This is a genomic window from Cardiobacterium valvarum (genome assembly GCF_900460955.1).
Taxonomy (GTDB): domain Bacteria; phylum Pseudomonadota; class Gammaproteobacteria; order Cardiobacteriales; family Cardiobacteriaceae; genus Cardiobacterium; species Cardiobacterium valvarum.
In genome coordinates this window covers 1,014,176-1,032,371 of the sequence record NZ_UFUW01000001.1, presented here as the reverse complement: position 1 = coordinate 1,032,371, position 18,196 = coordinate 1,014,176, and the positions used below count along the sequence as shown (strand labels likewise).

The window sequence follows — 18,196 nt, the reverse complement described above, 5'->3', positions numbered from 1 at the left end:
GAAAAACCATGCAACCCTTTACCAGCCGCTTCCAGGAAGCCCTGCAAACCGCGCAGTCCATTGCTGTCGGCAAGGACAACAACTACATCGAACCCGCGCACGTCTATCTCGCCCTGCTGCGGCAAGAAGGTGGCGCTGCCGCTTCCATCCTGCGTCAGGCGGGCGTGGATGCAAACGCCCTGCGCCAGCAAGTCGAAAAAATCGTGGATGACCTGCCGCGCGTCAGCAACGCCACCGGACAAATCAACGTCTCGCCGGAAACCAGCCGCCTGCTCAACCTCTGCGACAAATACGCGCAGCAAAACGGCGATCAATACCTCTCCTCCGAGCTCTACCTGCTCGCTGCCTGCGAAGACAGCGGCGCGCTCGGCAAGGCGCTGAAACAGGCGGGCCTGCAAAAAGCCAAACTGCAACACGTCATCAACGAACTGCGCGGCGGCGAACCCGTCACCGACGAAGCTGCCGAAGACAAACGCGAGGCGCTGAAAAAATACACCATTGACGTGACCGCCCGCGCCGAGCAGGGCAAAATCGACCCCGTCATCGGCCGCGACGAAGAAATCCGCCGCGCCATGCAAATCCTGCAACGCCGCAACAAAAACAACCCTGTCCTCATCGGCGAACCGGGCGTGGGCAAAACCGCCATCGTCGAAGGCCTCGCGCAACGCATCGTCAACGGCGAAGTGCCGGAAAGCCTGAAAGGCAAACGCCTGCTCTCGCTGGATCTCGCCGCCTTGATGGCCGGCAGCAAATACCGGGGCGACTTTGAAGAACGCCTGAAAGCCGTCCTCAGCGACATCGAAAAAGCGAACGGGCAAATCATCCTCTTCATTGACGAAATCCACACCATGGTCGGCGCGGGCAAAACCGAAGGCTCAATGGATGCCGGCAACATGCTCAAACCGGCGCTGGCGCGCGGCGAACTGCACTGCATCGGCGCGACCACACTGGACGAATACCGCCAGTACATGGAAAAAGACGCCGCCCTCGAACGCCGCTTCCAGAAAGTCATGGTCGAAGAGCCGAGCGTGGAAGACACCATCGCCATCCTGCGCGGCCTGCAAGAACGCTACGAAGTCCACCACGGCATCGACATCACCGACCCAGCACTCGTCGCCGCCGCCGTCCTCTCGAACCGCTACATCACCAACCGCCAGCTGCCGGACAAAGCCATCGACCTCATCGACGAAGCCGCCGCGCAAATCCGCATGGAACTCGACAGCAAGCCGGAGGCGATGGACCGCATCGACCGCCGCCTCATCCAGCTGAAAATGGAACGCCTGGCGCTTGAAAAAGAACATGACGACGCCTCGAAAAAACGCCTCGCCGACCTCGAAGACGACATCCAGAAACTGGAAAAAGAATACGCCGACCTGAACGAAATCTGGCAGGCGGAAAAAGCAAGCAACCAGGGCAGCGCGGGCATCAAAGAAGGAATCGACCGCCTGCGCATCGAACTCGAAGCCGCGAAACGGCGCGGCGATCTCGCCACCATGAGCGAAATCCAGTACGGCAAAATCCCGGCGCTGGAAAAGCAACTGACTGCCGCGAACGCTGCCGACAGCACCCCGCACCAGCTCATGCGCAGCAAAGTCACCGAAGAAGAAATCGCACAAATCGTCTCGCGCTGGACGGGCATCCCCGTCGCGAAAATGCTCGAAAGCGAAAAAGAAAAACTGCTGGCACTGGAAAGCGCGCTCAGTGCCCGCGTCGTCGGCCAGCAAACTGCCGTCGAAGCGGTGGCAAACGCCATCCGCCGCAACCGCGCCGGACTGTCCGACCCGAACCGCCCCATCGGTTCCTTCCTCTTCCTCGGCCCGACCGGCGTCGGCAAAACCGAACTGTGCCGCACCCTTGCCGCCTTCCTCTTTGACAGCGACGAAGCCGTCGTCCGCCTCGACATGAGCGAATACATGGAAAAACACAGCGTTGCCCGCCTCATCGGCGCGCCGCCCGGCTACGTTGGCTATGACCAGGGCGGCTACCTGACCGAAGCCGTGCGCCGCCGCCCGTACAGCGTCGTCCTCTTCGACGAAATCGAAAAAGCGCATCCGGATGTGTTCAACGTGCTGCTGCAAGTGCTGGATGATGGCCGCTTGACCGATGGCCAGGGTCGCACCGTGGATTTCCGCAACACCGTCATCATCATGACTTCGAACCTCGGCTCGCACCTCATCCAGGAAGCACCGCAGGACAACTACGAAACCATGAAAATCAAAGTGATGGAAGTCGTCGCGGCGCATTTCCGCCCGGAATTCATCAACCGTATCGACGAAACCGTCGTCTTCCATTCACTCGGCAAAGAACACATGGCGGGCATTGCCAAAATCCAGCTGGGACGGCTGGAAAAACGCCTCGCCGAACGCGACCTCAAACTGGATATCAGCCCGGCCGCGCTCGACCGACTGGTGGAAGTCGGCTACGACCCGACCTTCGGTGCGCGCCCGCTGAAACGCGCCATCCAGACCCATCTGGAAAACCCGCTGGCACAGCGCATCCTCGCCGGCGACTTCCTTCCGGGCAGCGCCGTCCATGTGGACTACAAAGACGGCGAAGGCTTCATCTTCCACGCCTGATGCTGCTTTCACGCACAGAAAAACCCGCCGCAAGGCGGGTTTTGTATAGCGGCAGAGGCAAAAGTAACGCTTTTAAAACATTTAGTAGTATGATGAAAAAGAAATCTTCACTTACAGGTAATCAGGATGAACACTTATCGCAAAGCCATTTTAATACTGCTATCACTGGCATTTTTAATCAACCCGCTTCACCTATCTGCACAAACGGCTGCAGCTATCAACGGTTGGGAGCTTCAAGAAATATCAAGAGCAGGTGCAACAAGCAGTTATACAGCCATCAAACATATGCCCAATGGATCTTACATAAGCACTGCCAAAATCACACCTAATGTCGGAAATATTACCAAGTTTATTGGGCGAGCAAGTTTTCTTGGTGCGGTACTCTTGGCCATAAAAGGATTATTCGATATGGTGGATTATGTGATGGATCCGGAAAATAACCGGGTAAGGTTTACAAGAGATACGGGATTATGGACGGATCATGATAGAAAAATAGTAGGCGATATTGCGACAGTTGGACGCTATGAATGTGCAAAACCGCATGGATGGGGCGGTGGTGGCGGCCCTATAGTTATGGACTATACCGATACAGGACATGCGTATGTGAAATGTAACAATGGCTATGGGCATATCTGGATGCACAGAGAAGAAAAATCGCTCACGTTCAACCAAATAGCAGCTCAAATCTTTAAAAATGCGCAAGCGGGACAACCGGAAGCCATTGCCGCCATTGGAAAAGTAGCGGATGAGCAGATAACGCCGCAATGGCTTGCCACTCAATGGGAGCGCAACAAAAGACCGATGGCTAAAACCAACGGGCAGCAAAACATCAGTCCGACAGCGATTGCATTGAGCCAGGCGCATCGTTCTGGGAAAAAGTACGGAGGAAACTGCACACCGAAAGAGTTTAACGAACTGGAAGCAAAAAAGAAAAAAAATTGTTCCGAGTCAGGAACAATTAGTTGCACAACTACTTTGTCAGAAGAAGAAATAGGTCGTCGTACTGGTATTTTAGAACAATGCGCCCTTGCGCGCACCACAATTAACAATAAATGCTTTGCCGGTGGGGACGAAAATCATAGAAAAGAAGCAGGTAACTATTGGCAAGCCTATACTAACTGCTTCAAAATATTACAAAATAGATGGAATCAGCGATGAAAAATATAGCCCCATTCGATCAAATATTGTCCATAGAAAAAGTTGTAAAAAAATATTTCCCAAGTAATGAAAAATTATATAGCCTGACAGAAGATGAAGTTGCCATGTGCGGTGCTGCTCATGATGTAGATATCATGTATATGTTTAATGGCAGGACCTGGCTTGACGTCTGGAATGATTCTGATGCTTTTTGGATAGACCATATGATAGGTATGTTTTTTTACTCCTTAACGATACCAGCTGAATATCACAGAGAAATAAATAATTATCCAAAAATCTGCAGCGAAGAAAATGAGAATAATGTCCGCTTTTTTTTAACCGGATTGCTTTATATGTGTGCGGTAGCAGGCTTTAATGATAAATCTTCCCCACCGCGAGCCTCTTATTCTATTTTGAATCACTGGGATCCCAAAGAACCTTATGAAACATATGATGGATATATTGATCCAGTTAAAGATTTCTTCCCTTCATTGATAGAGAAATACACGTCAGAACAGTTGTTTTTACTCTCTATTCTGTTTATGGAATTGCCCAAACATGCTGATATAAGTGAACTGGGTAAGAAATATTGGACATGGATTTATGAAAATACCGATGATGATATCCGGGAGAAAATCATGAAAGAGTTTGAAGAAGGTTAAAAATTATAATGTGTACATGATTTTTCCAGCATCGTCATCATTATGATCTCGAACCTCAGCTCGCACCTCTTTCAGGACATGGACTACAACAACTACGAAGCAATGAAAACTGCAGTCATTGCAGTAGTCACCGACGACTTCCGCTGCAGTGGGCGACGAGGACAGCCGCACCCCGGTCTTTGAAGGACAGGGTCGGCATGAGGTAGTCCATTTTCAGCAGGACATCGTCATCGAAGCGGATGACGGGCGTCATGCCCTCGCCCATGGGAACTGCGTGTCAGACATCACCGTTGAGCGCCATGATGCTTTCTTCATGGTGACAGTGCGAGCAGATGTATTTCATGCGATTTTCTCCCAAGGGCGGAAATAAAGAAGATGACGCCATGCGTTGCCGCTACCGGCAAATAGTTCAGGCGCGTGTCTTGTGCGTGTGTCGGGTGGGGCGGTCGGGAGCAAGGGCCTGTTGCAGGGCTAAGCGCAGGTAGGCCTGTTTGAGGGTGAGTTGCTGTTTGTGGCGGTAGTAGGTGTTGATGCTATCGAGCAGGGTTTGGCGGTAGCTTGGAGCGAGTTGGCACAGGGTTTCAAGATGGCGACAAAGGAGCAGGCCGTTTTGGTGCGCTGCGGTGTCAATGGGGTCGTAGGCGGGGGCATCGGTAAGCGGCAGGCCGTTCACCAGCAGTTTTTGGTAGGTTGCAGCGGGGTTGTCGTCGTCCGGGTCGTCGCTCGCCAGGTAGGCGTAGAGGCAGGTGATGGCGTCGCGGTGGGCGCGGTAGTCAGCGGCGTTGCCACCGGGGATGCGGCTCGCGCGCCAGACGATGTAGGCGGCGAGTTCGTAGCGGCTGAGTTGGCGGTCGTGCTTGATGAGCTGGCGGATGTGTTGTTCGAGGGTGTTTTTTTGTTCTTCGCCGAGGGCGGCGGTTGCTTGTGTGAGGTGGGCAAGCAGGGCGATTTGTGCGACGGGTTCGCTGTGTTCGATGGTGGTATAGGCGTTGCGGCTGGCGTCGAGAGTGGCGCGCGGGATGGTGCCTTCGTCTTCGAGGGTGTAGTAGTAGGCGCCGCTGTGGTAGATGTAGAGGGCGAGCAGGGCGGCAGCGGGATCTACAGGTGCAGGATAGTGGACGGCAGCGAGGCTGCGGTCAAGGCTGAGGATGGGGTAGGTGGGGTTGAGTGCGAGGGCGTCCTGGCTGCGTTTGGCCGGGTCGGTTTCGTATTGGCTGCGGCGGTGTTCCTGGATATCGAAGAGGATGGCATCGAGTTCTTCGGCGCTGATGTCGCCGCCGCCCCAGGTGCGGATGCGCTCGGCCAGCGGCGGGTGGGTGCGTAGCAGGCGGTTCAGCCCGCTTTGGTAGTGGATGAAGTAGATGTGGGCACGGTCGCGCGGCGGGCGGCGCGGGTTGATGCCGTTTTCTTGCAAAGCCCAGGCTTTTTTCAGGGCGCTGACGAGGGCGTCAGGGTTGCGGGTGTATTGCACGGCACGGGCGTCCGCCATTTCTTCGCGGCGGCGCGAGAAGGCGGCTTGCAGCAGGCGGCCATAGAGGTAGAGGATGGAGCCGAGGATGGTGAAGGCGGCGGCACCGAGGTTGTAGCTGGGGCCGTCGTCGCGGCTCATGAGGCCGCGCAAATCGAAGAGCTGGGCTTCGGGGGCGGTGTGGATGCGCTCCTGGCGGTTCGGCCAGTCGCTGATGATGTAGTAGCCATGCACCATCGCGGTGAGGCGGGCGTAAATGGCGAGGTCGCCGTTTTCGATGTGGCCGTATTCGTGGCCGATGATGGCTTGCAGTTCGTCGCGGGTGAGGCTGTCTATCGCGCCCTGGCTGACGGTGAGGGCGAGGCTGCCGTCTGCACCGCCGACGATGAAGGCGTTGATGCTGTCGTCGTTGCGCTGGATGTAGGTGGCGGGTACGGCGTTGCCGGATGCGGCGCTCATTTCGGCGACAAGGTTGGTGTAGAGGCGGTCGGCGCGGTGTTTTTCCGGGCAGGCGGGCTCAGCACCGAGGGCGCGCGCCTGCTCGTCGGCGCTCGTTGCGCGCATTTTGCGCTGCATATCGGTGTAAGCGATGAGCAGCGCGGCGGTGGGGATGAGGCCGGCGATGAGGCTGATGTGGAGATAGAGGCTGCTGAAGGTGTGCGGGCCGTCCTGCGTAACGGCAGCGATGATGGGGCTTACGCCGAAGAGGGCGAGCGCGCAGGCGAGGCTGTAAGTGAGGTAGCTGGCGAGCGCCCCCAGCCAGAAGGCGATGTGCAAGCGGCGGCTGGCGACGTCCGCCTGCTGGTGTTCTTCGCGGAAGAGGGTCGCCATCAGTTGAATTTCACTTGTACCGGGGCGCGTTTGGTGTCGATATCGTCAATTTCCAGCAGGCTGTTTGCGCGGAAGGCAAAGATGCCAGCGATGATGTTGGCGGGGAATTGCTGCACGGCGTTGTTGTAGTCGGTGACGCTGTCGTTGTAGTACTGGCGCGCGAAGGCAATGCGGTTCTCGGTAGAGGCGATTTCTTCGCGCAAGGCGGCAAGCTGGTTGTCCGCTTTGAGGTCGGGGTAGTTTTCAAAGGTGGCGTAAAGGCCGCCGAGGCGCGCGCCAAGGGCTTGTTCGGCAGCGGCGAGTTCGCCGATGCCCGCTGTGCCGCCGCTGGTGTTTTTCAGGGCGTTCGCGGCGTGGTTGCGCGCGGCGATGACGCTGGTCAGGGTTTCTTGTTCGTGTTGCAGGTATTTGCGCGCGACTTCAACGAGATTGGGGATAAGGTCGTAGCGGCGGGTAAGCTGCACGTCAATTTGTGCAAAAGCATTTTTGTATTCGTTGCGCTTGTTGACGAGGCTGTTGTAGATGCCGACGGAGGTGGCAATGGCGATGATGACGAGGGCGAGGATAATCCAGCCGGTCATGGGTTTTCTCCTTGTTTTTGGTGGGGTTAAGGGACGTTTGACATTGTAATTTTCGCGGTTTCTGCTTGCAAGGCAGGCGGGCTCTGCCTACAATCCGCGCCCTGAGTTCGCCAGGCAATCGCTGTGCTCCGGTGCAGAGGAAAGTCCGGGCTCCACAGGGCAGGGTGCCGGGTAACACCCGGGCGGCGTGAGCCGACGGAAAGTGCCACAGAAAAGATACCGCCTGCGTTGCAGGTAAGGGTGAAATGGTGCGGTAAGAGCGCACCGCAAGGCCGGTAACGGGCTTGGCAGGGTAAACCCCACCCGGAGCAAGACCAAATAGGGAATCCATGCGGCGGCCCGCCGTGATTCCGGGTAGGTTGCTACAGGTATCCGGTAACGGGTATCGCAGAGGAATGATTGCCCACGACAGAACCCGGCTTATCGGCGAACTCTTTTTCTTTCAATATGTCCCCGTAGCTCAACCGGATAGAGCGTTCCCCTCCTAAGGGAAAGGCTGGAGGTTCAATTCCTCTCGGGGACGCCATCTTTCTTTTCTTCTACTTGATTCTCGGCGAAAAAATGCCGCGCGGTGCCGCGAAACGGTACGGTTCTTGCATATAATTCATGCACCAATACCTACCCGCACCGGAATCCCCCATGAACGCCCCCTCTCCTTCCGCCGGCAAGGCGGCGCATATTGCCGCGAAGATCGCCGCCATCGAAATTTACGAAAATCTCAACGCGATTTTGCACGAAGAGAAAAGTGCGCAAGCCGCCAGTGCCTTTGCCGCCCTCGGTAGCCTCGCCGGGCAGGCCTGCCTGCAAGAAGCGCTCTTCCTCCACGCCGACAAGTCCGACGCTCTCATCACGGTCAGCGACGTGGCCGGTCGCCATTATTATTACGGCGAGACGATTGACCGCTTGCTCCTGCAAGACCGTCTTTCCGTCTGGTCGCTGCTCGCTACCGCCATGCAGAAATATGAAGACGCCGCCCTGCCGGACACCGAAGCCATCCGCTATCACGTGACGCAAACTATCGGTGCGCCGCTCTTTGGTATCCCACGTCTGCCGCTGGGGCTGCGCATCCGTATGGCACCGCTGGAATGCCTGCAACTGTGGCAACCGCTCAAAGCCGGTGTGCTGGACCGTCTGCATGTCCCGCCGCAAGACTGGCACCTCGCCTACGGCCTCGCCATCCAGAAAATGCTGGCGCAAGACGCCCTGCCGCCGACGCAGGCGGCGCTCATCGTCATGGAATGCGCGATTCCGATGAGCAAAATCCTCAATACATGACCCCGCCCGCTGCAAGCCTCGAAAGCGCCCATGCCGCGCAGTAGAATGCTGCCGAACCTGCTACTCTCCGGAAGATGCTCCCCGATCCCGCAACCCTCTGGCACTACGCCGTCCGCTATCCGCTGCTCGCCCTGCTCGCCCTGATCTGGGCGGGATTTATCCTTGATTTCCTGACCTGCAAAATCCTGCGCCCCGTGTTCGGCATCCATCCGCGTCGCTTCCTCAGCCTGCCCACCATCTTTACCGCCCCACTCCTGCACGTTGACCTCGCCCATCTGCTCTCCAACTCCATCCCGCTCGCCATCCTCGGTTTCCTCAGCGGGGATTTGCTGCCGCCGCACCAGTTCTTCCTGCTGCTCTTCATCGCCATTGGCGGCAGCGGGCTGGGCGTCTGGCTATTCGGGCGGCGGGCGATCATGCTCGGCGCCTCCGGCCTGGTTTTCGCCCTGTTCGGCTTCCTTCTCGCCTATGCCTGGTTCAGCCGCGACAAGCACGCGCTCTTTTACGCCGCCGCCGCTTTCCTCCTTTATGGCGGTCTGCTGCTCTCGCTGTTCAAATATCGCCCGCAAATCTCCTGGGCGGCGCATATCTGGGGCTTTGCCGCCGGTATCCTGGCGGCCTGGTGGCTAACCGCCTATGCGGTATGAACCTGCCTTTTTCCCGCTACCTCGGAGCCCCGCATGAACCGCACCCGCATCATCACCACCCTGGAACGGCTGCGCCGACATTACGGTGAACAGCGCTGGTGGTGTCAGGAAAATCGCCTCGCCGACTGGGTCTCGATGATCCTGATCCAGCAGACGACCCAGCAGAATGCCGAGAAAGCGCTGGCGGGACTGGCAGACGTGCTGACCCCCGCCGCCCTGGTGGCGTTACCTTTGGATGCCTTGCAGGCGCGCATCCGTCCCGCCGGGTTCTACAAACAAAAAAGCGTGTACATCAAGGAACTGGTGCAGTGGTTTATCGACAAAGGCGGAGATCTTGCCGCTTTTACCGGGGTGCCGACCGCCGCGCTACTCACGGAATTGCTGACCCTCAAAGGCGTGGGACAGGAAACGGCGGACGCCATGCTGCTTTACATCTTTGAGCGCAAAGTCTTCATTGCCGACCGCTACGCCCTGCGCCTCTTTCAGCGCCTGGGATTGAGCACCGCCGGCGATTACTCCACCCTGCGTGCCGAGTGCATGCCGCTGCTGGATGACGTCAGCCTGCACACCGCGCAGGAATGGCATGCGGTGATTGACGAACACGGCAAAGCCTTCCGCAAGAACCCGCAGCTGGATGAAAGCTGGCTGTGCCCGCCTGCCAGTCCCGCCTGACTACCCTGCCCTTCACCGTACGGTCCACCGCAATGACCACCCTGCTCACGATCCTTTTCCTGAACTGCTGCTGGCGCGGCAAGATGATGATGCCATATCGGATTATCCCGCTGCGCTGCCGCCTCGCCGTGCACAGGCTTTGTGCTATTATCGCGCGCGTTTTTTATGTCTTGATGCGACTGTAATGCGCTGTTTTTTCAGTAGAAGGTTTTAGGTTCATGCTGCAATTCCCCAATTTCAACCCCTATATTTTCAAGCTCGGCCCGATTCACCCAACCTGGTACGGCCTGATGTATGTCATCGGTTTCGGCTGCGCCTATCTGCTCGGTGTGCGGCGCACCAAGTCGAATCCCGCCTGGACCAAGGAAGATGTCAGCGATTTGATGACGTACTTGATGCTCGGCGTGGTGTTGGGCGGGCGGATTGGCTATGTGCTGTTCTACGGCATGGGCTATTGGGCGCGTGACTGGTTTTATCCGCTGAAAATCTGGGAAGGCGGGATGTCTTTTCACGGTGGCCTGCTCGGTGTCACGTTCCTGCTCTGGCTGTTCGGGCGCAAGAAGGGCAAGACGTTCTGGCAGGTGGCCGATTATGTCGCGCCGATGATTCCGCCGGGGCTGTTCTTTGGCCGCATTGGCAATTTTATTAACGGCGAGCTGTGGGGCCGCCCGACTGACCTGCCTTGGGGCATGGTCTTCCCCGGCACGGGCGACGGCATCCCGCGCCACCCTTCGCAGCTCTATGAAGCGGGGCTGGAAGGCATCGTCCTCTTCATCGCTGTGTGGTTCTATTCCGCCAAGCCGCGCCGCAGCGGGCAAGTAGCGGGGCTATTCCTCGTCCTCTACGGCATTTTCCGTTCGCTGGTTGAGATGGTGCGCCAGCCGGACGGGCAGGTGAATTTCCTTATCGGCGAGATCACGATGGGGCAGGCGCTCAGTCTGCCGATGATTGTCTTCGGCCTGTGGCTGATGCTGCGACGGGGGCCGCGTGCAAGCGTATCTTGACCTTCTGCGCCATGTGCTGGAGCACGGCAGCGCCAAGGCTGACCGCACCGGCACGGGGACGCGCTCCGTTTTCGGCTACCAGATGCGTCTGAATTTGCAGGATGGCTTCCCGCTGCTCACTACCAAGCGCGTGCATTTCAAATCCATCGTACATGAGCTGCTGTGGTTCCTGCGCGGCGAAACCAACATCGGTTACCTGCGCGACAACGGCGTGACCATTTGGGACGAATGGGCGGACGAGCATGGCGACCTCGGCCCGATTTACGGCAAGCAGTGGCGCGACTGGGCCGGGCACGACCAGATTGCCCACGTCCTGCATCTCCTGAAAACCGACCCCGACTCGCGCCGCATGATCGTCTCGGCCTGGAACGTTGGCGAACTGGCGGACATGGCGCTGATGCCCTGCCACACCCTGTTCCAGTTCTACGTTGCGGGTGGCCGCCTTTCCTGCCAACTCTACCAGCGCTCGGCGGACGTCTTCCTCGGCGTGCCGTTTAACATCGCAAGCTACACCCTGCTGACGCATATGATGGCGCAGCAGGCCGGACTGCAAGTCGGCGACTTCATCTGGACGGGCGGCGACGTGCACCTCTACAACAACCACTTCGACCAGGCGCGCGAACAACTCAGCCGCACGCCCTACCCGCTGCCCGCACTCTCCCTGCGCCAGGCGGCAAGCATTGACAGCTACCACTACGACGACATCCAGTTACAGCACTACCACAGCCATCCGCCCATCAAAGCGCCTGTGGCCGTCTAACCCAACCGGAGAACACCCTTGCTACGCCTCATCCGTAACACCTTCTACTTCCTGATTATCCTCGGCATCTTCGGCTGCGTGCTGCTCTTCATGTACGCAATGAAACTCGAAAAAGAGTACCACCTTGATGACCGCAAACTGGGTGGCGCGCTGTGGTCCATGCCGGCGCGCGTGTACGCCCGTCCGCTCGAACTCTACAAAGGCGCGACGCTTACCCCCGAAGACCTTATCAACGAACTGAAACTGCTTGACTACCGCGAAGTCGCCAGTCCGAACAGCATCAAACAGTACCACCGCGACGGCAACACCGTCGAATACTACGCCCAGCCCTTCAACTTCTGGGACGGTCAGCGTCCGGCACGACGGATGCAAGTGCAGTTCGACAAAAACAAAGTCAGCGGCGTGCAAAACCTCAGCACCCTCGAAGAAGAAGTCCTCGAACGCCTCGAACCGCTACACATCGCCAGCATCTATCCGGCGAGCAAACAGGACCGTGTGCTGGTCAACCTCGAAGACGTGCCGCCGGTGCTCATTGACAGCCTGATCGCCGTCGAAGACAAAAACTTCTGGCGCCACCCCGGCATTGACCCGCGCGGCCTCGCTCGCTCCATCTACGTCACCTACATCCAGAAATCCGGCAAACAGGGTGCCAGTACCCTCACCCAGCAATTCATCAAAAACCACTACCTCACCAACGAACAAACCCTGTCGCGCAAACTCAAAGAAGTGCTGATGGCGCTTGTCCTCGAATACCACAACAGCAAAAAAGACATCCTCGAAGGTTATCTCAACGAAATCTACCTCGGCCAGGACGGCCAGCGCGCCATCCACGGCTTCGGCCTTGCCAGCGAATACTACTTCGACAAAGAACTCAAAGACCTCGGCCTGCACGAAATCGCCATGCTCATCGGCCTCGTGCGCGAACCCGGTCTCGCCGACCCGCGCCGTCACCCCGAATACGCCCTGCAACGGCGCAACATGATGCTCAGCCTCATGCAGCAGAACAACCTCATCAGCGAAACCGACATGAAACTCGCGCAATCGCTGCCGCTTGACGTCGTGCCGGTGGATGCCCAGCGGGCGCGGGTGCGCTTCCCCGCCTTCGTTGACCTCGTCTACCAGCAGCTCGGCGAACACTACAAAGAAGAAGACCTCACCAAAGACGGTCTCAACATCTTCACCACCCTCGACCCGCTCATCCAGCAAAAAACCCAGGATGCCTTGACCGGCGCCCTGCCTACCCTGGAAAAACGCAACGGTCTGAAAAAAGACTTCCTGCAAAGCTCCGCCGTCGTCGTCAACACCGGCAACGCCGAAGTGCTGGCTGTCATCGGCTCGCGCGTACCGAACGAACAGGGCTACAACCGCGCCCTCTACTCCCTGCGCAACATCGGCTCCGTCGTCAAACCGATGGTGTACCTGACCGCGCTCGAATACCCGCAACTCTACACCCTCGCTACCCCGCTTGATGACAGCCCGCTCAACTACAAAACCGGCGGCAAAACCTGGTCGCCGAAAAACTACGACAAACGCAACCACGGCAAAGTCACCCTGCAAGAATCGCTCATCCGCTCCTACAACATCCCGACCGCGCGCATCGCGCTTGATGTCGGCATCAAAGACGTCACCGACACCCTGCAACGCCTCGGCTACAAACCGCGCCCGGACAACCCCATCCGTAACAACCCCTCCGTCTCGCTCGGCGCCATCAGCATGAGCGCTATCGACGTCGCGCAAATCTACGAAACCTTCGCGAGCGGCGGCTACCTCATCCCGCTGCGCTCCATCCGCGAAATCACCACCCAGGAAGGCACCATCGTCAGCCGGTTTGACCTCAAAGCCGTGAAAGCCATTGAGCCGGGGCCGCACTACCTCATCACCTCGACCATGCAGGAAATCCCGCGCCGGGGCACCGCCACCGCGCTCAAAGAAAAAGTCAGCGCCTCGCTAAACGTCGCAGGCAAAACCGGCACCACCGACAGCTACCGCGACAGCTGGTTTGCGGGCTTCACCGGCAACTTCCTGACCGTCGTCTGGGTCGGCAACGACGAAAACAAAATCACCCGCCTGACCGGCGGCAAAGGCGCGATGCGGGTGTGGATGGACATCATGAAAAGCCTGCCGAACGAACCGCTGGAACTGAAAAAACCGGACGGCGTCATCACCCGCATGGTGGACAAATACAGTGGAGCACTGGCTGGACAAGGCTGCGGCGGTCGTGCGGCAGAATTTGCCTTCATCGCCGGCTCCGAGCCGACCCACTACCAGAGCTGCGCTGCGCCCCGCCCCGTGCAGCGTGACGATGATGAAGACGGCACCGGCGTCTTCGATAACAACAACAGCGGCGGCCTGCAATGGGAACAGCCGGCAGGCGGCGGCAACTGGGGTGGCGGCGGTGGCAGCACCGGAGTACCCGTCGAAGGTTGGGGTCCGGGCAACTGAGCCCGCCGCCAAGCGGCGCAAATACCGGGTCCGCGTAGGATGAGCCTCGGTCCACCGGGCAGGCAATACCTGCTTTTTGCGCCCTCGGCAAGAACAACGCGGTGTAATGGACAAAAAAGTGTTAGAAACCGCTGTAGCCCTTACGCTGCAAGGCTTTACGCGAGGTCAAAACCTTTGAACCTTCGTACACGATAAAAAAACAAAACCCGCTGAAAAACATAGCAAAGTGTAAGTTTTGCGACGACGCACACCATGCCAAATTCCAGCGGGTTTTCCGACATCTTAAAGCAACACCTTTCCTGGCACAAAGCAAGAATTGACTGCCTCGCCAGCATCATCACCGCACTGTTTGTCCGCCAAACCGTCAGTCTGTCCGCGCTCAAAAACGCCTTTTCCTCAAAGGCCAGGCCGGAATCCATCTATCGCCGCATGCAGCGTTTCTTTGCCGGGAACCTTATCGGCAGAACCGGTGTTGCCCGCTTCGTCTTCCCGGTTTTCGGCTGGCAAAACCTCCGCCTCACCCTCGACCGCACGACATGGGAATACGGCAAATCCTGTATCAACATCCTGGTTCTGGCTGTAGTCTGGCGTGGTGTCGCTATCCCGGTTCCAACACAGGCGAACGAATGCTTTTGCTGGAACTTTTCCGTGAGACCTTTCCCGAAGTCCATATCGAAACCCTCTACATTGGCAATGGATGGCTGGCGTATCTGCGTCAAGCAGGGATTTCTTACTGCATCCGCTGCAAGGAAAACGCGCAGATAGCGGGAAAAGGTGGCACAAGGCAGGCGTTGAGTAGCCACTTTCGGGCGCTGAAAACAGGTGAAGGGAAAAGATTGGGGCCGGTGATGATGTATGGGCAACAGCACTATAGTTGAATAGATAAAAAATCGTAACGGCGTTATGTCGCCTAACCCAGGTTCCCATAAAAATCGCGTAACGATTTTTATGGGAACCCGCCGTACTACCTACACTGTCTGCGGCAACGCGCCTTGTTACGCTTTTTTTATCTATACAACTATATCCCGCGCGGGACTGGACTGGCTAGTTTCTGTGTTATTCAGGGGATCAGTCTATTGAAGTCCAGGCGGTGAGGTGATGGATTCCTTTGTTGTGTACGAAGTTTTAAAGAAATATTTTTATTAGAAAATATACTATTTAGCCTTTGTAAATCGTTATTTTCTTCTTCAGCGGTAAGTTTGCCCATAATTTACTCCAAGATTAAAAATCAAAAGTAACCGTAAAGTCAGGATGGATTTCATTTTGGACACCCATTCCATATACAGATAAGCCGTCTTTGAGTATTTCTAACAGTTCTTCATCCTTATATGTACACATATTAATCCTCTCAAAATAATCAATACTCCAATTATATATTGCTTCGTCTCCTGGCGTAATATGCTCATTCCCATTAGGTAGATATTCTTTATCACAAGATAAGATAAAAAAGCAATCTTCGCATAGTCCTTTGCAATATAAAAACGTTCATAATAAAATCCCATCTCTCTCCGTCCAATGCACATATCCTTGCCATATAATAATGTTAGCAGACTTATCAATTACGCATAAATAGGCATCAGAATCAAGCTTCTTCTTCATTTCTTCTGTCATTTTCATAAACTCAAACATTATTTCTTCCTCTCATTTATTTGGCAATTTCACGTATTAGTTTCGTATGTTCTATTGTATTTCAAGTGCTTTATTAGCTTCTTCAGCGGTAAGTTTGCCCATAATTTTCTCCAAGATTAAAAATCAAAAGTAACTGCAAAGTCAGGATGACTTTTATTATAAACACCACCTCCATACACACTTAAACCATCTTTGAGCATTTCTAGCAATTCATCATCCTGATATGCGCAAGCATGAAGTCTCTCAAAAGAAATAATACTCCAATTATATATTGCTTTATCTCTAGCTTTAAAATGCTCGCTACCATTAGGCAAATATGTCACATCATAAGATAAAATAAAAAAAGCAATTTTCGTATAGTCCTTTGCAATATAAAAGCGTTCATAATAAAATCCCATCTCTCTCTCTGTCCAATGCACAGCCTCGCTCCATATAATAATATTATTTATCTTGTCAATTGCACATAAATGTGCATCAGAATCAAGCTTCTTCTTCATTTCTTCTGTCATTTCTATAAACTCAAACATTCTATCTTCCTCTCTTTCATTCGCTGATTTTACTCATGGGTACGGCGCATTCCATGACAATGATTCCTGCTTCTGCCGGTGACAAGGTACCTTTTGCCTGCTCTATCAGGTTTTGAATCGCGAGCGCATAGGCAAGATGCCAGTCATTTGCCGGCACAGGGAGGATATCGATGATTTCTGTTTTCAATGGCTGCCAAAGTTGCAGACATTCTCTCGGCTGAAAGCGGATTTGGCGGTTGGCTGGCAGGCGGGGAATGCCAAATGCGGGTTTGCCAATGCTTGCGGTGACATGAGTGATGATGTCCTGGATATCCGGCAGTTTTGCGCCATACGCTTGCAATGTGCCAGCGAGTAATGACCAAACGGAATAGCGGTCTTCCAGCAAGGGGCGGTTGATAGGGTCACCGTAATAGTAGGTACGCCCTTCTGTATCGGTCACGGTCATGATGGCGCCAACCACATCCTGCCCTGCTTCTGTCGTGAGGCGGGCGAATGCTTCTTGCAGGCAGGCTTGCCCGGCAAGGCTGCCAAGCAATGCGAGGGCACTTTCCGCGTGTACCCCTTTGCCGTCATTCAAAACGGCGAAGATTTTTTCCAGAATGGCTTGCGCTGCTATTTTTGCCGCGATATGCGGGTCGGTGGCACTTTGCTCGCGAATTTGCGCGCGCAGAGACTCAAGGGCGGGGTCGATGTGATCCATAGGTTCTTTCCAGCGAAACTTTGTACAAAATCACCTTCGTACACGACAAAAAAACAAAACCCGCTGAAAAAATAGCAAAGTGTAAGTTTTACAACGACGCACACCATGTCAAGTTCCAGCAGGTTTTCCGATATCTTAAAGCAACGCCTTTCCTGGCACAAAGCAAGAATCGACTGCCTCGCCAGCATCATCACCGCGCTGTTTGTCCGCCAAACCGTCAATCTGTCCACGCTCAAAAACGCCTTTTCCTCAAAGGCCAAGCCGGAATCCATCTATCGCCGTATGCAGCGTTTCTTTGCCGGGAATCTTATCGGCAGAACCGGTGTTGCCCGCTTCGTCTTCTCGGTTTCCGGCTGGCAAAACCTCCGCCTCACCCTCGACCGCACGACATGGGAATACGGCAAATCCTGTATCAACATCCTGGTACTGGCCGTAGTCTGGCGTGGTGTCGCTATCCCGGTACTGTGGGAAACGTTGGATAAAAAGGGAAACTCCAACACAGGCGAACGAATGGTTTTGCTGGAACTTTTCCGTGAGACCTTTCCCGAAGTCCATATTGAAACCCTCTATGCTGACCGGGAGTTCATTGGCAATGAATGGCTGGCGTATCTGCGTCAAGCAGGGATTTCTTACTGCATCCGCTGCAAGGAAAACGCGCAGATAGCGGGAAGAGGATGTGGGATGAAGGATATTTTGTCGTGTACGAGGGGGGAAACGGGTATAAAAAAAACCGGACTTATGTCCGGCTTTTTTATGTTCCCTGCGAATTACAGGTTCTTGATGACTTCGCTGACGCCTTTCAGCGAGAAGCCCATGGTTTGCTGTTTGTCGCCAACGAAGGCCGCAACTTGCAGGACGTTGCCTTTTTTGACGCTGGCTTCGATGTTGCCTTCCAGCGGGATAGCCGCGTTACAGCCGCCGTTGTCGCAGAAGTCGTACGGGGTGACGACGAGTTCTTTGCCATCTACGGCGAGCGCCATGCCGGCACGCAGGTTAACGCCAAGCGGCACGGTAACGAAGGCGACGACGCTGTTTTGCGCTTCCGGGATACGGCGCAGCAGGATGCGGCCCACCGGCTCACCTTGCGGATTGTTGACGATTTGCACAGCACCGCATTCGTTGCCTTGGCAGGTGCCTTTCCAGTCGCCGTAGGCTTTGCCTTCGCTCAGTTTGGCGGCGGCGGTCAGGCTGACAGCGGCGAGCGCGGCAACTGCGGCGATTTTTACTGTGTTTTTCATGGGTTCTCCTGTGTGGGATGGTGAAGGCGGCGAAGTGTAGCAGCTTT

17 protein-coding genes, 1 tRNA gene, 1 other RNA gene and 2 pseudogenes are annotated in these 18,196 nt (G+C 55.7%); 14 read left to right on the top strand and 7 right to left on the bottom strand.

What is annotated here, in order from left to right; all coding sequences use genetic code 11:
* The first annotated feature begins 8 nt into the window (after window positions 1-8).
* From clpB to DY250_RS04985, 3 genes are all read left to right on the top strand, one after another.
* Window positions 9-2,576, top strand: a complete 2,568-nt coding sequence (gene clpB / locus DY250_RS04995) for an ATP-dependent chaperone ClpB (RefSeq protein WP_115611310.1) — start codon at window positions 9-11, stop codon at window positions 2,574-2,576.
* 126 nt (window positions 2,577-2,702) lie between these two features.
* Complete coding sequence (locus tag DY250_RS04990) at window positions 2,703-3,734, top strand: hypothetical protein (RefSeq protein WP_115611308.1); 1,032 nt, start codon at window positions 2,703-2,705, stop codon at window positions 3,732-3,734.
* Entirely contained in the window at window positions 3,731-4,375 is a 645-nt protein-coding gene (locus tag DY250_RS04985) for a hypothetical protein (RefSeq protein ID WP_115611306.1), read from the top strand. Before DY250_RS04990 ends, DY250_RS04985 begins: the two co-directional genes overlap by 4 nt.
* A 145-nt stretch (window positions 4,376-4,520) precedes the next feature.
* Here DY250_RS04985 and DY250_RS14725 read toward each other — a convergent pair.
* From DY250_RS14725 to DY250_RS04970, 3 genes and pseudogenes are all read right to left on the bottom strand, one after another.
* Window positions 4,521-4,646, bottom strand: a pseudogene (locus DY250_RS14725) (threonine synthase); the annotation flags it as partial.
* Between the two features lie 138 nt (window positions 4,647-4,784).
* The gene (locus DY250_RS04975; protein WP_115611304.1) at window positions 4,785-6,674 is read right to left on the bottom strand and encodes a M48 family metalloprotease; all 1,890 of its coding nucleotides are present in this window, start codon (window positions 6,672-6,674) and stop codon (window positions 4,785-4,787) included.
* Window positions 6,674-7,255 (bottom strand): LemA family protein, encoded by a 582-nt coding sequence (locus tag DY250_RS04970; protein WP_115611303.1) that lies wholly within the window; start codon window positions 7,253-7,255, stop codon window positions 6,674-6,676. Before DY250_RS04970 ends, DY250_RS04975 begins: the two co-directional genes overlap by 1 nt.
* A 102-nt stretch (window positions 7,256-7,357) precedes the next feature.
* On the opposite strand from DY250_RS04970, the gene rnpB reads away from it, so the two are divergent.
* The 10 genes from rnpB (at window position 7,358) to DY250_RS13635 (ending at window position 14,820) form a co-directional block, all read left to right on the top strand.
* Window positions 7,358-7,694: RNase P RNA component class A (gene rnpB / locus DY250_RS04965), an RNA gene on the top strand.
* A 10-nt stretch (window positions 7,695-7,704) separates the two neighbouring features.
* Window positions 7,705-7,781, top strand: a tRNA-Arg gene (locus DY250_RS04960).
* A 113-nt stretch (window positions 7,782-7,894) separates the two neighbouring features.
* Window positions 7,895-8,530: a hypothetical protein gene (locus DY250_RS04955; protein ID WP_115611301.1), complete on the top strand. Its 636-nt coding sequence runs from the start codon at window positions 7,895-7,897 to the stop codon at window positions 8,528-8,530.
* Window positions 8,531-8,604: 74 nt separating this feature from the next.
* A complete protein-coding gene (locus tag DY250_RS04950) occupies window positions 8,605-9,177 on the top strand; it encodes a rhomboid family intramembrane serine protease (RefSeq protein ID WP_115611300.1) in 573 nt (190 codons plus the stop codon).
* Window positions 9,178-9,210: 33 nt separating this feature from the next.
* Complete coding sequence (locus tag DY250_RS04945; protein ID WP_115611298.1) at window positions 9,211-9,849, top strand: endonuclease III domain-containing protein; 639 nt, start codon at window positions 9,211-9,213, stop codon at window positions 9,847-9,849.
* Window positions 9,850-9,881: 32 nt separating this feature from the next.
* Window positions 9,882-10,034, top strand: coding sequence for a hypothetical protein (locus tag DY250_RS13940; RefSeq protein WP_172542216.1), 153 nt, complete (start codon window positions 9,882-9,884; stop codon window positions 10,032-10,034).
* A gap of 33 nt (window positions 10,035-10,067) precedes the next feature.
* On the top strand, window positions 10,068-10,853 hold the full coding sequence (gene lgt / locus DY250_RS04940) for a prolipoprotein diacylglyceryl transferase (RefSeq protein ID WP_115611296.1): 786 nt from the start codon (window positions 10,068-10,070) through the stop codon (window positions 10,851-10,853).
* Window positions 10,837-11,613: a thymidylate synthase gene (locus DY250_RS04935; RefSeq protein WP_115611294.1), complete on the top strand. Its 777-nt coding sequence runs from the start codon at window positions 10,837-10,839 to the stop codon at window positions 11,611-11,613. The genes lgt and DY250_RS04935 overlap by 17 nt, the downstream gene beginning before the upstream one ends.
* An 18-nt stretch (window positions 11,614-11,631) precedes the next feature.
* Window positions 11,632-14,055, top strand: a complete 2,424-nt coding sequence (mrcB, locus tag DY250_RS04930) for a penicillin-binding protein 1B (RefSeq protein ID WP_115611292.1) — start codon at window positions 11,632-11,634, stop codon at window positions 14,053-14,055.
* Window positions 14,056-14,307: 252 nt separating this feature from the next.
* Window positions 14,308-14,820 carry a hypothetical protein gene (locus DY250_RS13635; RefSeq protein WP_147293453.1) on the top strand — a complete coding sequence of 171 codons (513 nt, stop codon included), beginning with the start codon at window positions 14,308-14,310 and terminating at the stop codon, window positions 14,818-14,820.
* A 720-nt stretch (window positions 14,821-15,540) separates the two neighbouring features.
* Here DY250_RS13635 and DY250_RS14520 read toward each other — a convergent pair.
* From DY250_RS14520 to DY250_RS04905, 3 genes are all read right to left on the bottom strand, one after another.
* Window positions 15,541-15,684 carry a hypothetical protein gene (locus tag DY250_RS14520; RefSeq protein WP_245951031.1) on the bottom strand — a complete coding sequence of 48 codons (144 nt, stop codon included), beginning with the start codon at window positions 15,682-15,684 and terminating at the stop codon, window positions 15,541-15,543.
* A gap of 116 nt (window positions 15,685-15,800) precedes the next feature.
* Window positions 15,801-16,211 carry a hypothetical protein gene (locus DY250_RS04910; protein ID WP_115611286.1) on the bottom strand — a complete coding sequence of 137 codons (411 nt, stop codon included), beginning with the start codon at window positions 16,209-16,211 and terminating at the stop codon, window positions 15,801-15,803.
* 16 nt (window positions 16,212-16,227) lie between these two features.
* Window positions 16,228-16,911, bottom strand: a complete 684-nt coding sequence (locus DY250_RS04905) for a hypothetical protein (protein WP_115611284.1) — start codon at window positions 16,909-16,911, stop codon at window positions 16,228-16,230.
* 105 nt (window positions 16,912-17,016) lie between these two features.
* On the opposite strand from DY250_RS04905, the pseudogene DY250_RS15055 reads away from it, so the two are divergent.
* Window positions 17,017-17,520, top strand: a pseudogene (locus DY250_RS15055) (transposase family protein); the annotation flags it as partial.
* Between the two features lie 158 nt (window positions 17,521-17,678).
* On the opposite strand, the gene DY250_RS04895 reads toward DY250_RS15055, so the two are convergent.
* Window positions 17,679-18,149 carry an invasion associated locus B family protein gene (locus DY250_RS04895; RefSeq protein ID WP_006986540.1) on the bottom strand — a complete coding sequence of 157 codons (471 nt, stop codon included), beginning with the start codon at window positions 18,147-18,149 and terminating at the stop codon, window positions 17,679-17,681.
* Window positions 18,150-18,196: the final 47 nt, after the last annotated feature.